A 15,185-nucleotide genomic window follows, 5' to 3' on the forward strand; every position below is an offset into this window, starting at 1 on the left:
GAGCGGGTCACCCCCTGGGGTGGGGTCAGGGGTGGAGGGTGCCGGTGGCCACCAGGTCGGCGGGGCCGGCGAGCCAGGAGGACGTCGGGGTGACGGTGACCGTGAGCTGGCCGCCCGGGACGTCGACGGCGACCGTGCCGGTGTCCCGCCCGGCGTCCCGCAGGGCCACCGCCGCCACCGCGCAGGCCCCGGTGCCGCAGGAGAGCGTCTCGGCGCTGCCACGCTCGTAGACCCGCATCCGCACGTGGGCGTCCACGCCGTCGTCGACCGGGTCACCGGCGCTGGTGAACTCGACGTTCACCCCGGCCGGGAAGACCGTCGGGTCGAACCCCGGGGCCCGGGTGAGGTCCAACGTGGCCAGCTCCAGGCCCGCCGGGAGGGCGCAGACCAGGTGCGGGTTGCCCACGTCGACGGCCGTGCCGGGCAGGGTCAGCCCGCCGAGGGTGGCCACCGCCGAGTCGTACGGCCGGGGGCGGCGCAGCTCGACGGCGATGGTCGGTCCGTCGACCCGGGCCCGCACGACGCCGGCCCGGGTGGCCACCGGCAGCAGGCCGTCCGTCGGGGCGGCCAGCCCGGTGGTGAGCAGGTAGCGGACGAAGACGCGGGCGCCGTTGCCGCACATCTCGGCGACCGAGCCGTCGGCGTTGCGGTAGTCCATGAACCATTCGGCGTCGCCGGCCTGGCCGGCCCCGTCGGGGTGCTCGGCGGCCCGGACCACCCGCAGCACGCCGTCGCCGCCGATCCCGCGACGCCTGTCGCAGAGCGCGGCGACCCGCTGCGGGCTCAGGTCGAGCTGCCCGTCCGGGTCGGGGATGATGACGAAGTCGTTGCCGGTGCCGTGACCCTTGGTGAACTCCACGCCCCCATCATTCCGCAGCGGCGTGGACCGTCCGCAGGGCCTTCGCCACCAGGTCGGGGTCGGCGGCGTCGAGCCAGCGCACCCGCGGGTCCCGCCGGAACCAGGACCGCTGCCGGCGGACGAAGCGGCGGGTGGCCCGGACCGTCTCGTCCCGCGCCCCGGTCTCGGTGAGCTCGCCGGCCAGCAGCCGGAGCACCTGCTGGTAGCCGAGCGCCCGGCTGGCCGTACGCCCGTCGGGCAGGCCGCGCCCGACCAGCGCGCGGGTCTCGGCGACCAGTCCGTCGGCCCACATCCGGTCCACCCGGCGGGCGATCCGCTCGTCGAGCACGGCGGTGTCCAGGTCCACGCCGAGTTGCACCGACGGGTACACCGGGGTCGGGTCGGGCAGCGACGCGGTGAACGGCGCGCCGGTCAGCTCGATCACCTCCAGGGCCCGGACGATGCGCCGGCCGTTGCCGGGCAGGATCCCGGCGGCGGCGACCGGGTCGACGGCGCGCAGCCGCTCGTGCAGCGGGGCCGGACCGACGGCGGCCAGCTCGGCCTCCAGCCGGCCACGCAGGGCCGGGTCGGTGCCGGGGAACTCGAAGCGTTCCAGCACCGCGCGCACGTAGAGGCCGGAGCCGCCGACCAGCAGCGGCACCCGGCCCCGGGCGAGGATGTCGTCGACCGCCGCGCGGGCCAGGTGTTGGTACCCGGCGACGCTGGCCGGCTCGGTGACCTCCCAGATGTCGAGCAGGTGGTGCGGCACGCCCGCCCGCTCGGCCGGGGTGAGCTTGGCGGTGCCGATGTCCAGCCCACGGTAGAGCTGCATCGAGTCGGCGTTGACCACCTCGCCGCCGAGCGCCTGGGCCAGGGCGATGCTCAGCGCGGACTTGCCGGCGGCGGTGGGGCCGACCACCGCGACGACGGTCACGGCCGCTCCCAGGTCGCCACCAGGTACGCCACGCCGTAGGGGGCCGCGTGGGCCAGCAGGTCGCCGCGCCAGGCCCCGCCGGCCGCCCGGGCCGCGCCGGCCAGCGCCTGCCAGGGCGCGCGACCGGCGACCTTCAGCTCCGCCGACAGCCCCGGATCCAGGGCGAGCAGGGCGTCGGGGTCCGCGTCGGCCAGGGCCGCGGCGACCCGCTCGTCGTACGCGGGCGCGCGCGGGTCGTCGTAGCCGGGCGCCTGCCGCCCCCGGCAGGCCGAGCCGTCCCCGAGGACCAGCAGGGCGGTACGCGCCCCGGTGGCGGCGACCAGCTCGGCCCCGAGCCGGGCGCACTCCCCGGGCGGGGTGTCGGCGGCGACCGCGTGGGCGAAGCGGGGCAGGTCGACGTCGTGGCGGCCGACCAGCCAGGCCCCGATGGTGAGGCTGAGCGGCAGGCGCGGGCCACCGGAGCAGTTGACCTTCCACAGCCGGACCTGCCGGTCCACCCCGTACGGCCGCAGGGTGCCGTGGTCGGCGGTGGAGTAGCGGGTGGTGGACGGGCCGGCCCCCACCAGCAGCAGCGCCTCGGGGTCGGCGGCGAGCAGTCGGCCGACCGCGGTGTCGCAGGCGGCGCGGAGGGTGTCGAGCTCTCCGGCGGCGGCGCCGGCCACCTCGGGCACGAGCAGGGGCGGATGTGGGCAGACGGCGGCGGCGACCAGGGACACCCGGCAACGGTAACGGCCGACCCGCCGCCGGCCGTCCCGGGGAGCGCGGCGGGCGGCGGGTCGGCGTCGTCAGCCGGCCTGGCCGCCCCAGCCGCCCTGGATCATCGTCTGGAAGCGCCACTCGCCGTCGACCTTCACCAACACGTCGGCGTAGCGCACCCGCTGCGGCTGCCCGTCGATGGTGAACTCGGCCTCGGTGAAGACCACCGCCAGGCTCGGGGTGAGCAGGTACGGCGTGCGGGTGGAGTCCATCTGGAGGTCCTCGGCGCCGCCGAGCACGCCGCCCATCATGGCCAGGTACTCGTCCCGGTCGAGCTGACGGGCCGACCCCTGCCCGGCCGCGTCGTCGGTGACCGTGTTCAGCGGGAACAGGGCCAGGCTCGCGGTGCCCGCCACGTCACCGGCGGCGGCGTACCCGTCGTACCGCTGGAACCACGCGTCGAGGGCGGCGAGGTCCTCGACGCCGGGGGCGTACCCGGGGTCGGCCGGCGGGACGAGCTGCGAGCGTGCCTGGGTCATCGGTGTCCTCCTGGTGGCCGGCCCGGAAGCCCGGCCGGGCTTCCGGTAGGGCGTACCGTACAGCGTACGTCAACGGTCGACAAGCCGACGGCGGCGGATGATGGTGCGGGGTAGGACACCGTATGGTCACGGTCGGCGATAGGCGCTCGACGCGGACAGGGTTGGACCTGTGACAATGCCGAGGGAAACTTGCTGCGCCGTGGCGGCGATCGCGGGCAATCCGTCGACGCCGGGAGAACGAGGATGGGCACATGAGCGACTGGACTGCCTTCGGACGGGTGGACGCGGACGGCACCGTGTACGTCAAGACCGCCGAGGGCGAGCGGGTGGTCGGATCCTGGCAGGCGGGAGCGCCGGAGGAGGGACTGGCCCACTTCGCCCGCCGGTTCGCGGACCTGGTGACCGAGGTGGACCTGACCGAGGCCCGGCTCAACTCGGGGGCGGCCGACGCCGGGGGCTCGCTGACCACCGTCCGCCGGATCCGGGCCTCGCTGGCCGAGGCGCACGTCGTCGGGGACATCGACGCGCTGGCCGCCCGCCTGGACAAGCTCGCCACGCTGGCGGAGGAGAAGGCCGGCGCCGCCCGGGCCGCCCGGGACGCCCAGCGCGCCGAGGCGCTGGCCCGCAAGACCGCCCTGGTGGAGGAGGCCGAGAAGCTCGCCGCCGAGTCGACCGGCTGGAAGACCGCCGGTGACCGGCTCAAGGAGATCCTCGACGAGTGGAAGACCATCCGGGGGGTCGACAAGAAGGCCGACGGTGAGCTGTGGAAGCGGTTCGCCGCCGCCCGGGACGGCTTCACCCGCCGCCGGGGCGCCCACTTCGCCTCCCTCGACGCGCAGCGCAAGCAGGCGCAGACCGCCAAGGAGGAGCTGGTCACCGAGGCCGAGTCGTTGAAGGACTCGACCGACTGGGCGGCCACCGCCAACCGGCTCAAGGACCTGATGGCCGAGTGGAAGGCCGCGCCGCGCGCCTCCAAGGAGGCCGAGCAGAAGCTCTGGGAACGCTTCCGGGCCGCGCAGGACGCGTTCTTCACCAGGCGCAGCGAGGTCTTCTCCGCCCGGGACGACGAGCAGCGGGGCAACCTGGAGCGCAAGCAGGCGCTGCTGGCCGAGGCCGAGGCGCTGGACGTCGACGGCGACCCGAAGGGCGCGCAGGCCAAACTGCGGGAGATCCAGGCGCAGTGGCACGAGGCCGGACGGGTGCCCCGGGAGGCCGCGGCCGGCCTGGAGCGGCGGCTGCGGGCGGTCGACGAGAAGGTCCGCGAGGTGATGGACTCGGCGTGGCGACGCACCACCAAGGAGGACAACCCCCTGCTGGCCCAGATGCGCACGCAGGTGGCCGAGGCCGAGGAGCGGCTGGCCCGGGCCCAGGCGGCGGGGGACAACCGCCGGATCAGGGAGGCCGAGCAGGCGCTCGCCTCGAAGCGGCAGTTCCTCCAGCTCGCCGAGCAGGCCGGCTGATCCTCCGGCTCGCCGGACAGGGCCGGCTGACCGTCCGGCTCGCCGGGCGGGCCGGCTGACCGGCGTCGTTCGACCGCGGCCCCCGTCCACCGCCGTTCCACCCGGCGCGGGCGGGGGCCGCGTCGTCGGCGGACCGTCGCCACCGGCAGCGGTGGCCACCGCCCTGCCGGCCGTCCGTTCGCGCCGCGTCGTCACCCACCCACAGCAGCGTGATCGACATGTGACGCGTTGTTTACATCGAGGCGGGTCTGTGCTTTTATCGGGAAAGCGCTTGCCCTGGCGGGGTGGGCGCAGCGGGAGCCGGTTTCCGCACGTTCAGCACGGTGTCTCACCACGTACCCACGGCAAGGACACGAGGACCCTCCGTCCCCGACCGGGACCGACGCCACTGGGCAGGGCGTCCGTCCGGCCGATCGGGTCCTCTCCCCCACCTCGGAGAAGGGAATCCACCATGCTCGCAGGACGGCGTCGTCTGACGCTGCTCGCCACCGCCACCGCGGCCGTGCTCACCGCCGGGACGCTCGTCCCGGTCACCGCCCAGGCCGACCCGAGCGCCACCGCCGACTACGGCCTGTACGGCTGGGCCACCCAGAACGGCGGCACCTCCGGCGGCGGCAGCGCCCCGACCACCACGGTGACCAGCGCCGCCGCGCTGACCAGCGCGCTGGGCGCCAGCAGCGCGGCGGTGATCCGGGTCTCCGGCACCATCTCCTGCTCCGGCATGCTGCGGGTCCGGTCCAACAAGACCATCCTCGGCAACTCCGGCGCGACCATCGCGGGCTGCGGTCTCAACATCAGCGGCGACCGCAACGTGATCATCCGGAACCTGACCTTCCGGAACTGGAACGACGACGCGATCAACGTCCAGGAGTCCGCCACCAACATCTGGATCGACCACAACACCTTCACCGCCGGCTACGACGGCGCGGTCGACGTCAAGCGCGGCTCGGACTTCGTCACCGTCTCGTGGAACCGGGTCTACGGCCACGACAAGTCGATGCTGCTCGGGCACAGCGACGACAACGGCGCGCAGGACCGCGGCCACCTGCGGGTCACCTACCACCACAACTACTTCGACGGCAGCAACCAGCGGCACCCCCGGGTCCGCTTCGGCAACCCGGTGCACGTCTACAACAACTACTACCGCAGCAACGGCGGCTACGGCGTGGCCTCCACCATGAGCGCCGGCGTGCTCGTCGAGGGCAACTACTTCGAGAACGTCAGGGACCCGTTCCACCTGGGCGAGGGCAGCTCCGGGCCGGGCACCCTGGTCGCCCGGAACAACCACTTCGTGAACTCCGGCAGCGGCCAGGCCGGCGGCAGCGTCGCCAGCATCCCGTACTGGGCCCCGATGGACGCGGCCAGCAACGTCAAGTCGGTCGTCACCGCGGGCGCGGGCGCGGGCAGGATCTCGGTCTGATCCGCCGCTGAGCTGGGCGGGGCCCGCCGGTCACGGCGGGCCCCGATCGTCGACGGGCGGCGCGGCCGCCGGTCGGCAGCGCCTGCCACCGCGGGTCACCGCCCCCGGCGCGACGGCCGGTCCCGGTGGCACACGGCGCAGCCGCCGGTCGTCATTGCGCGGCGCAGCCGCCGGCGGGCGCGGGCGCCACGGTCGGCGCGCCCACCGTCGGCAGTCCGAGCAACACCCCCGGGGTACGCGGGACGCGTCCCGCCTCGGCCGCGTCCCCGGCCCGGGTCCGGCGGTGCGCCACCGGCGGACCGTCGGCGTTGAGATGGTGCGGAGCGGCGTAGGTGACCGTGGTGTGCACGATGTCACCGGGCCGGATGGCGCTCGCCGGGCCGACCGTCGACGCCCCCGCCGCCCCGGGGTCGCCGGTGGCGAAGTGCACCAGCCGACCGTCGCGGGCCCGGCCGGACATCCGACCGGTCCGCTCGTCCTTGCGCCCCTCGCCGACGGCTACCAGCACCTCGACCGTCTCACCGACCAGCGCCCTGTTCTCCGCCCAGGTGATCTCCTCCACGCAGGCGATCAACCGTTCGTAACGCTCCTGGACGACCTGCTTGGGGAGCTGACCGTCCATGGTGGCGGCCGGAGTGCCCGGACGCTTGGAGTACTGGAAGGTGAACGCCGAGGCGAACCGGGCCTCGCGGACCACGTCCAGGGTGCGCTGGAAGTCGGCCTCGGTCTCGCCGGGGAAGCCGACGATGATGTCGGTGGTGATCGCCGCGTCCGGCATCGCCGCCCGGACCTTGTCGATGATGCCCAGGTAACGCTCCGCCCGGTACGACCGGCGCATCGCCCGCAGCACGTCGTCCGAGCCGGACTGCAACGGCATGTGCAACGAGTGGCAGACGTTCGGCGTCTCGGCCATCGCGGCGATCACGTCGTCGGTGAAGTCCCTCGGGTGCGGGCTGGTGAACCGGACCCGCTCCAGCCCGTCGACGTCGCCGCAGGCCCGCAGCAGCTTGCCGAAGGCGAGCCGGTCGCCGAACTCCGCGCCGTACGAGTTGACGTTCTGCCCGAGCAGCGTCACCTCCAGCACGCCCTCGGCGGCCAGGGCGCGCACCTCGGCGAGGACGTCGCCGGGGCGGCGGTCCTTCTCCTTGCCGCGCAGGGCGGGCACGATGCAGAACGTGCAGGTGTTGTTGCAGCCGACCGAGATCGACACCCACCCGGCGTACGTCGACTCGCGCCGGGTGGGCAGCGTCGACGGGAAGACGTCGAGGGACTCCAGGATCTCCACCTCGGCGGCGGCGTTGTGCCGGGCCCGGTCCAGCAGCGCGGGCAGCGAGCCGATGTTGTGCGTGCCGAAGACCACGTCCACCCAGGGGGCGCGACGGACGATGTCGCCGCGGTCCTTCTGGGCCAGACAGCCGCCGACCGCGATCTGCATCCCGGGATGCTTCGCCTTGACCGGGCGCAGATGACCGAGGTTGCCGTAGAGGCGGTTGTCGGCGTTCTCCCGGACCGCGCAGGTGTTGAAGACGACCACGTCGGGGTGCTCGTCGGCCGCCGGGGCACGCACGTAACCGGCCCCTTCGAGCAGGCCGGAGATGCGCTCGGAGTCGTGCACGTTCATCTGGCAGCCGTACGTACGCACCTGGTAGGTGCGCGGGCTGCCCGCGGCTGCGGTAGTCATGACACCGACAGCGTATCCGGGCCGCCCGGATCGACCCGAACCGAGGAGGAGCCATGTGCCGGAGCATCAAGACCCTGCGCGAGCCGTACGTGCCGGAGGTGACCGACTCCGACGTGCGGGCCGCCGCGTTGCAGTACGTCCGCAAGATCTCCGGGTTCCGGTCGCCGGCCGCGCACAACGCCGCCGCGTTCGAGGCGGCGGTGGACGCGGTGGCCGCCGCCACCCGGACGTTGCTCGACGAGCTGGTGGTCCGGGGCGGCGTCCGTCCCGGGCCGCCGCCGCCCTCGGCCGGCGAACGCCGCCGCGCCCAGGCCGGGGCGTAACGGCCGGGCCCAGCGGCGTGGCCGGGGCGTAACGGCCGGGCCCAGCGGCGTGGCCGGGGCGTAACGGCCGGGCCCAGCGGCGTGGCCGCCGGAGTCAGGGGCGTAGCCGCCGGGTCAGGCCGCCGCGAGGGCGGGGGCGACCGAGTCGGGGGCCCACCGCGAGCGGCGGCACCGGGACCAGCCCCGGCAGGCGGGATCGGCCTCGGTGCAGAGGCGTCGGCCGGTGAGCGCCTCGCCGTCGTCGGTCTCCCGGACGTCGAAGTGCACCGGGCGGATGATGCCGTCCGGGGTGACCATCAGGTGCCGTCCGGCGTCGAGGGTGTCGTCCGGGAGCAGGCACGGCCGGTCCAGCAGCCGGGCCAGCGTCGCGACCGCGGTGTGCTCGGCGAGCCCCTCCGGCGGCCCGTAACAGTCGACGACCGTGGCGAACTCCCCCGGCGCCTGCCACACGTCGCAGACCACCGCGTGGAGCGGGAGCCGACCCGGGTCGGCCACGGCGAGGGGCACCACCACCCGGCCCAGCGCCTGCGCCAACGCCGGACGGACCGCCGCCGGTCGTACCCGGTCGATTCTCCAGTTCCACAGCTCGGTCATGCCGTCTCCTCGCTGTGCTCGCTCCCAGGGGCCTCCGGATCGGGCCTCACCCACGATGGTGGAGGCGGTTTGCGGCAAGGCGCGGCCAAGTTACCGGTCTGTGACCATTCAGGGCAAAATTTCCCTGCGCCGGACTGCGGGAGCTGACGGAAAGGTGACAGTTCGTCGGGTATGGTGGCGCGACCGGGGCGCCGGCCCCGGCTCAGCGCAGCACCACCCGCGGCCCGCCCGGCGGCAGCAGCTCGCCGACCACGGTGGCCCCGGGCAGCTCCCCGGCCACCAGCAGCCCCCCGGAGGTCTGGGCGTCGGCCAGCAGCAGCCGGTCGGCCTCGCCGGTCGTGCCGAAGTCCGTCCACGGGGTGACCCACTCCAGGTTGCGGCGACTGCCCCCGCTGACGAACCCGTCCCGCGCCGCCTCCCGCGCCCCGGCCAGGTACGGCACCCGGGCGACGTCCAACGCGACCGTCACCCCGCTGGCCCGGGCCAGTTTGCTGGCGTGGCCGAGCAGCCCGAACCCGGTCACGTCGGTGCCGCACCGGACGCCCGCGGCGACCGCCGCGCGGGCGGCGTCCCGGTTCAGCGTCGCCATCGTGGCGACCGCCTCGGGGAACGCCTCCCCGGTGTGCTTGTGCCGGGTGTTGAGCACCCCGACGCCGAGCGGCTTGGTCAACGACAGCGGCACCCCGGCCCGCCCGGCGTCCAACGTGATCAACTCCTCGGGGCGGACCACCCCGGTCACCGCCAGGCCGTACTTGGGCCCGTCGTCGTCCACGCTGTGCCCGCCGGCCAGGTGGCAGCCGGCCTCCCGGGCCACGTCCTGCCCACCCCGCAGCACCTCCCGGGCCAGGTCGAGCGGGAGCACCTCCCGGGGCCAGCAGAGCAGGTTCAGGGCGACCAGCGGCGTGCCGCCCATCGCGTACACGTCGGAGAGCGCGTTGGCGGCGGCGATCCGACCCCAGTCGTACGGGTCGTCGACCACCGGGGTGAAGAAGTCGGCGGTGCTCACCAGCCCGGTGCGCCCGTCCAGCCGGACCACCGCCGCGTCGTCGCCGTGGTCCAGCCCGACCAGCAGCTCCGCCGTCCCGCTCGCCGGCCCCAGCCCGGCCACCATGGCCTCCAGCTCACCGGGCGGGATCTTGCAGGCACAACCCCCGCCCCGCGCGTACCGGGTCAACCGCACCGCTTCCCCCACCCGTCTCCCCTTCCCGTCCGCTCTCCCGCTCCACTCTGGCACCACGGGCGCGGCAAGTCGGGACCGGTGTTACCGCTCCGTGACCCGCCAGCTTGCGTTCCGCCACGTCGGCCCGCCTAGAGTTGCCCCACCGGGGGTCGACCGACCCCCGACCCAGTGCGACGACGACCAGGGACGGTGGACGACGGTGACCACGGGCGACCCGCTCATCGTGCTCGAATCGGTCAACAAGTGGTTCGGGCCGCTGCACGTGCTGGACGACGTCTCGCTCTCGGTCGGCCGGGGCGAGGTGGTCGTGGTGATCGGCCCGTCCGGCTCCGGCAAGTCCACGCTGTGCCGCGCCATCAACCGCCTCGAACCGATCAACTCCGGGACGATCACCTTCGACGGGCAGCCGCTGCCCGCCGAGGGCCGGGCGCTGGCGAAACTGCGCAGCGAGGTCGGCATGGTCTTCCAGTCGTTCAACCTCTTCGCGCACAAGACCATCCTGGAGAACGTCACCCTCGGGCCGGTCAAGGTCCGCAAGGAGAAGCCCGCCGCCGCCCGGGAACGCGCGATGACCCTGCTCGACCGGGTCGGCATCGCCAACCAGGCGGACAAGTTCCCCGCCCAGCTCTCCGGCGGCCAGCAGCAGCGCGCGGCGATCGCCCGCGCCCTGGCCATGCAGCCCAAGGCGATGCTCTTCGACGAGCCCACCAGCGCGCTCGACCCGGAGATGGTCGGCGAGGTGCTGGACGTGATGACCTCGCTGGCCCGCGACGGCATGACGATGGTCGTGGTGACCCACGAGATGGGCTTCGCCCGGCACGCCGCCAACCGGGTCATCTTCATGGCCGACGGCCAGCTCGTCGAGGACGCCACCCCGGAGGAGTTCTTCGCGAACCCGCGCAGCGAGCGCGCCCGGGACTTCCTCTCCAAGATCCTCACGCACTAGACGAACGTCCGTCCTGGAGCACGTCGCCCCCGACGGGCTCCGTCGAAGAAGGAGAAGAGTATGCGCATCTCACGGATGGTGACGCTGGCCGCGGCGGCCAGTCTGGCGCTCGGGGTCGCCGCCTGTGGCGGCGAGAACGCCGAGGAGGGCACCGGCGCCGGCAGCAAGTCCTTCGCCGCCGGCAGCACCATGGAGCGGCTGAACAAGGCGCAGGCCATCAAGATCGGTACGAAGTTCGACCAGCCGGGCTTCGGGCAGAAGGGCCTCTCCGGCGCCCCGGAGGGCTTCGACGTGGAGATCGCGAAGCTCGTCGTCAAGGAACTCGGCATTCCCGAGGACAAGATCGAATGGGTGGAGGCCCCGTCGAAGGTCCGTGAGGACGTGATCGTCAACGGCACCGTCGACCTCGTCGCGGCGACGTACACGATCAACGACAAGCGCAAGGAGCGCATCGCCTTCGCCGGCCCGTACTACGAGGCCGGGCAGAACATCCTGGTGAAGAAGGACGACAGCACGATCACCGGGCCGGACTCGTTCAAGGACGGCGCCAAGAAGGTCTGCTCGGTCACCGGCTCCACCCCGGCCGAAGAGATCAAGAAGTACGTCAAGGACGCCGCCAGCCAGCTCGTCCTGTTCGACACGTACGACAAGTGCCGGGACGCCCTCAAGGGCGGCCAGGTGGACGCGGTGACCACCGACAACGTCATCCTGCTCGGCTACATCGCCAAGGACGAGGCGTCCTTCAAGCTCGCCGGCGAGAACTTCACCAAGGAGCCGTACGGCATCGGGGTGAAGAAGGAGGACACCGACTTCCGCAACTTCGTCAACGACGTGCTGGAGAAGGCGTTCTCCGACGGTAGCTGGAAGAAGGCCTGGGACGACACCGCCGGCAAGTTCGACGCCGAGCTGGGCGACGCCCCGACCATCAACCGCTACTGACCCGGCCTGATCTGGAGGGTGGGAAGGACGGCCGACCCGTGAGTGTGCTCATCGACCGGTTCGACGTTTTCGCGGGTGGCTTCTGGCTCACCCTCCAGATCTGCGTCCTCGCCGCGATCGGCGCCCTGATCCTGGGCGCCCTCCTGGCGGTGCTGCGGATCTCCCCGGTGCCACCGCTGCGGGCGGTCGGCACCGGCTACGTGAACCTCTTCCGGAACATGCCGTTGACCGTGGTGATGTTCTTCGCGGCCTTCGGTCTGCCGGCGCTCGGCTCGAACGCCGACTTCCTGCGGATCCCGGTGCTCGACTCGGTGTTCAGCCGACTCGGCACCGACCTGCCCTACTTCCGCTTCGCGCTGATCGCCCTGGTGCTCTACACCGCCGCGTTCGTCTGCGAGGCGCTCCGCTCGGGCGTCAACGCGGTCCCGCCCGGTCAGGCCGAGGCGGCCCGGTCGCTCGGTCTCACCTTCGGGCAGAACCTGCGGCACGTGGTGCTGCCACAGTCCTGGAAGGCCTCGGTGGTACCGCTCGGCTCGGTGATCATCGCCATGATCAAGAACTCCGCGCTGGTCGGCTTCTTCGGCGTCATCGGCGACCTGTCCCAGACCGCCGACCAGCTCACCTCGGCCGAAGGCTACGCGTTCATCCCGGTCGCCATCGGCATCTCGATCGGATACCTGATCATGACCGTTCCGCTCGGCGCCCTGCTCGACTGGATCGAGAAGCGACAGGCGGTGGCCCGATGAGTCAGCCCACCAGCGTCCTCTACGACGTCCCCGGCCCCCGGCAGCGTCGCGTCACGCTGATCACCAGCATCGTCGCCACCGCCCTGGTGCTGGTCGGAGCGTACTTCCTGATCTACCGACCGCTGGACGAGGCCGGCCAGTTCTCGATGGAGCTGTGGGGCCCGCTGATCGACCCGTCCAACGAGAATTTCAGCCAGGTCTGGGAACGGATCGGCGTCGGACTGAAGAACACGCTGATCGCAGCGGTGCTCGCGATCCTCGCCTCGCTTGTCGTCGGCACCCTGCTGGCGCTGCTGCGGATCCAGCTCAAGAGCCTGGTCCAGCGACGGTTCACCGGCTCCGCCACCCCGGTGGCGTACCTGCTGCGCGGGCTGAGCACAGCGCTCTCCGTGGTCACCCGGATCTGTGTCGAGATCTTCCGGGGCCTGCCCGTGGTCATCACCATCTTCTTCGTGGCGCGCGGCTTCCCCGAGTTCGGCATCAGCATGGAGACGCTCTGGTACCTGGTCATCGGTCTGACCATCTACAACTCGGTGGTGATCGGCGAGATCCTCCGCTCCGGGATGGAAGGGCTGCCCGGTGGGCAGCGCGAGGCCGCCGCCGCGATCGGGCTGTCGCCGTTCCAGACCACCTGGATGATCCTGCTCCCCCAGGCCTTCCGGATCATGCTGCCCGCGCTGATCAGCCAGCTCGTGGTGGTGCTCAAGGACACCTCGCTCGGCTTCATCATCAGCTACGAGGAGACCCTCAACATCGGCAAGCAGATCATCGGCGTGCTGGACAACCCGATCCAGGTCTACGTGGTGATCGGAGTCATGTTCGTCGCGGTGAACTACTCGCTGTCCAAACTAGCCCAGTACCTCCAGCGTCGGCTCTCCCGGGGCCGCCGCAGCGCCGCCGCCCGCACCACCGGGGCCAAGGACACCGCGCTGGAGACCGAGGCCGTCACCGGTACCGCCACCTGACGCCCCCCGACAACCGGCAGGGCCGGCCCCCGGCGGGGGCCGGCCCTGCTCCGTCGGACCCCAGGATCAGCGGGCGATCTCGGTGACCCGGGACTCGCGGACCACGGTCACCCGGATCTGACCCGGGTACGTCAGCTCCTCCTCGATCTGCTTCGCCACGTCCCGCGCCAACACCGCCGCCCCGATGTCGTCCACGTCGTCCGGCTTCACCATCACCCGGATCTCGCGGCCCGCCTGCATCGCGAAGACCTTCTCCACGCCGAGCTTGCCGGCGGCGATCTCCTCGATCCGCTCCAGACGCTTCACGTACGCCTCCAGGCTCTCCCGCCGGGCCCCCGGCCGCCCGCCCGAGCAGGCATCCGACGCCTGGGTCAGCACCGCCTCGATGGTCTGCGGCGGCACCTCGTTGTGGTGCGCCTCGATGGCGTGCACGACCTCCTCGTTCTCGCCGTACTTGCGGGCCAGGTCCGCGCCGATCAGCGCGTGACTGCCCTCCACCTCGTGGGTGAGCGCCTTGCCGATGTCGTGCAGGAACGCGCACCGCTTGATCGTCGGCACGTCCAACCGCAACTCGGCGGCCATGATCCCGGCGATGTGCGCGGTCTCCACCAGGTGCTTGAGCACGTTCTGCCCGTACGACGTCCGGTACCGCAGCCGCCCGAGCAGGGTCCGCAACTCCGGGTGGATCTCGGTGATGCCCACCTCGACCAGGGCGTCCTCGGCGGCCCGCGCACAGAGCTGCTCCACCTCCTGCCGGGCCAGGTCGTGCACCTCCTCGATCCGGTGCGGGTGGATCCGCCCGTCCAGGACCAGCTTCTCCAGGGTGAGGCGGCCGACCTCCCGCCGCACCGGATCGAAGCAGGACAGCAGCACCGCCTCGGGAGTGTCGTCGATGATCAGATTGACCCCGGTGACCGACTCGAAGGCGCGGATGTTGCGCCCCTCCCGGCCGATGATCCGGCCCTTCATCTCGTCACCGGGCAGGTGCAGGACGCTCACCACGCTCTCCGCGGTCTGCTCGCTGGCGACCCGCTGGATCGCGTCCACCACGATGTGCCGGGCCCGCTGCTCGGCGGTGCTGCGGGCGTCCGCCTCGATGTCCCGGACCAGCAGCGCCGCCTCCCGCTTCGCGGACGTCTCGATCGCCTCGATCAACTCGGTGCGGGCCGTCTCGGCGGTGAGCCCGGCGACCCGCTCCAACTCCCGGCGACGCTGCTCCTCGGCCTCGGTGAGCGCCTGCTCCCGCGCCACCAGGGCGGCCTCCCGGCCGGCGAGGGCGGCGCTGGCCGCGGTGAGCTGCCGCTCCCGCTCGGCGAGCCGCTCCGCCTCCTCGGTGTGCAGCCGCTCCCGCTCGTCCATCCGGGCCGCCCGCCGGTCCACCTCGGCGGCCTGCTCCCGGGTCGTCGCGGCGAGCACCGCCACCTCCCGCTCACCGCTGCGCCGGGCCGCCGTACGCAACTGCTCGGCGTCCGCCTCGGCCTGCTTGTGCGCCCGGTCCAGGACGGTGTCCGCCTCCAACCGGGCCGCCTCCAGCACCCGACGGGCCTCGGCCCGGGCCGCCTTCGCCTCCGCCTTGGCCGCCGCCGCCTCGGCGCGGGCCGCCGCGGCGGCGGACTTCGCCACGTCGGCGGTGGAGTGGGCCTCGTCGGCGGCGCTGCGCAACGCCGCCAGGGACTGCTCCTGCCGGTCCTTCTCCGCGACGAAGGCCGGATCGTCGGAGGCCGGCGCCGTCACCAACCGGCGCAGGGCACGGGCGCCGTAGACCACCGCGCCGACCACCACGAGGGCCAGCAGCACGACCACGGCGAGGAGGACGACGTCGAAGGCGCTCATGCCGGCGCCCCGTGGGGACCGCCGGTGATCCTCTGCCGCCGCGTCATGGCCGCCTCCCCTGAACCGTCAACGCCACAGTGGCGGCGTGCCG

Annotated in this window: 15 protein-coding genes; 7 read left to right on the top strand and 8 right to left on the bottom strand. The window is 73.0% G+C overall.

What is annotated here, in order from left to right; translation table 11 throughout:
- Positions 1-25: 25 nt before the first annotated feature.
- From dapF to O7606_RS10825, 4 genes are all read right to left on the bottom strand, one after another.
- Entirely contained in the window at positions 26-859 is an 834-nt protein-coding gene (gene dapF / locus O7606_RS10810) for a diaminopimelate epimerase (protein ID WP_281598922.1), read from the bottom strand.
- Between the two features lie 7 nt (positions 860-866).
- Positions 867-1,886 (bottom strand): tRNA (adenosine(37)-N6)-dimethylallyltransferase MiaA, encoded by a 1,020-nt coding sequence (gene miaA, locus O7606_RS10815; protein WP_281599608.1) that lies wholly within the window; start codon positions 1,884-1,886, stop codon positions 867-869.
- Complete coding sequence (locus O7606_RS10820; protein ID WP_281598923.1) at positions 1,769-2,488, bottom strand: hypothetical protein; 720 nt, start codon at positions 2,486-2,488, stop codon at positions 1,769-1,771. Before O7606_RS10820 ends, miaA begins: the two co-directional genes overlap by 118 nt.
- Positions 2,489-2,557: 69 nt before the next feature.
- Positions 2,558-3,007 carry a DUF4440 domain-containing protein gene (locus tag O7606_RS10825; RefSeq protein ID WP_281598924.1) on the bottom strand — a complete coding sequence of 150 codons (450 nt, stop codon included), beginning with the start codon at positions 3,005-3,007 and terminating at the stop codon, positions 2,558-2,560.
- Positions 3,008-3,258: 251 nt separating this feature from the next.
- Here O7606_RS10825 and O7606_RS10830 point away from each other — a divergent pair, with 251 nt between their 5' ends.
- Entirely contained in the window at positions 3,259-4,467 is a 1,209-nt protein-coding gene (locus tag O7606_RS10830) for a DUF349 domain-containing protein (protein ID WP_281598925.1), read from the top strand.
- Between the two features lie 451 nt (positions 4,468-4,918).
- On the top strand, positions 4,919-5,887 hold the full coding sequence (locus O7606_RS10835; protein ID WP_281598926.1) for a right-handed parallel beta-helix repeat-containing protein: 969 nt from the start codon (positions 4,919-4,921) through the stop codon (positions 5,885-5,887).
- Positions 5,888-6,038: 151 nt separating this feature from the next.
- Here the strand turns inward: O7606_RS10835 and miaB are convergent, their stop codons facing one another.
- Complete coding sequence (gene miaB / locus O7606_RS10840; protein ID WP_281598927.1) at positions 6,039-7,568, bottom strand: tRNA (N6-isopentenyl adenosine(37)-C2)-methylthiotransferase MiaB; 1,530 nt, start codon at positions 7,566-7,568, stop codon at positions 6,039-6,041.
- 53 nt (positions 7,569-7,621) lie between these two features.
- On the opposite strand from miaB, the gene O7606_RS10845 reads away from it, so the two are divergent.
- Complete coding sequence (locus tag O7606_RS10845; protein ID WP_281598928.1) at positions 7,622-7,891, top strand: DUF2277 family protein; 270 nt, start codon at positions 7,622-7,624, stop codon at positions 7,889-7,891.
- A gap of 114 nt (positions 7,892-8,005) precedes the next feature.
- Here O7606_RS10845 and O7606_RS10850 read toward each other — a convergent pair whose 3' ends face one another.
- Both O7606_RS10850 and selD read right to left on the bottom strand, forming a co-directional pair.
- The gene (locus O7606_RS10850; RefSeq protein ID WP_281598929.1) at positions 8,006-8,485 is read right to left on the bottom strand and encodes a hypothetical protein; all 480 of its coding nucleotides are present in this window, start codon (positions 8,483-8,485) and stop codon (positions 8,006-8,008) included.
- 202 nt (positions 8,486-8,687) lie between these two features.
- Positions 8,688-9,677, bottom strand: a complete 990-nt coding sequence (selD, locus tag O7606_RS10855) for a selenide, water dikinase SelD (RefSeq protein WP_281598930.1) — start codon at positions 9,675-9,677, stop codon at positions 8,688-8,690.
- Positions 9,678-9,864: 187 nt separating this feature from the next.
- Between selD and O7606_RS10860 the strand changes: the two genes are divergently transcribed.
- The 4 genes from O7606_RS10860 to O7606_RS10875 are packed head-to-tail and all read left to right on the top strand — an operon-like array spanning position 9,865 to position 13,261.
- Positions 9,865-10,611 carry an amino acid ABC transporter ATP-binding protein gene (locus O7606_RS10860; protein WP_281598931.1) on the top strand — a complete coding sequence of 249 codons (747 nt, stop codon included), beginning with the start codon at positions 9,865-9,867 and terminating at the stop codon, positions 10,609-10,611.
- 60 nt (positions 10,612-10,671) lie between these two features.
- Complete coding sequence (locus O7606_RS10865) at positions 10,672-11,550, top strand: glutamate ABC transporter substrate-binding protein (protein ID WP_281598932.1); 879 nt, start codon at positions 10,672-10,674, stop codon at positions 11,548-11,550.
- A 38-nt stretch (positions 11,551-11,588) separates the two neighbouring features.
- On the top strand, positions 11,589-12,296 hold the full coding sequence (locus tag O7606_RS10870; protein WP_281598933.1) for an amino acid ABC transporter permease: 708 nt from the start codon (positions 11,589-11,591) through the stop codon (positions 12,294-12,296).
- The gene (locus tag O7606_RS10875) at positions 12,293-13,261 is read left to right on the top strand and encodes an amino acid ABC transporter permease (RefSeq protein WP_281598934.1); all 969 of its coding nucleotides are present in this window, start codon (positions 12,293-12,295) and stop codon (positions 13,259-13,261) included. The genes O7606_RS10870 and O7606_RS10875 overlap by 4 nt, the downstream gene beginning before the upstream one ends.
- Positions 13,262-13,327: 66 nt before the next feature.
- On the opposite strand, the gene rny is transcribed toward O7606_RS10875, so the two are convergent.
- Positions 13,328-15,094 carry a ribonuclease Y gene (gene rny / locus O7606_RS10880; RefSeq protein ID WP_281598935.1) on the bottom strand — a complete coding sequence of 589 codons (1,767 nt, stop codon included), beginning with the start codon at positions 15,092-15,094 and terminating at the stop codon, positions 13,328-13,330.
- Positions 15,095-15,185 lie beyond the last annotated feature (91 nt).

The organism is Micromonospora sp. WMMD882 (assembly GCF_027497255.1).
Lineage (GTDB): Bacteria > Actinomycetota > Actinomycetes > Mycobacteriales > Micromonosporaceae > Micromonospora.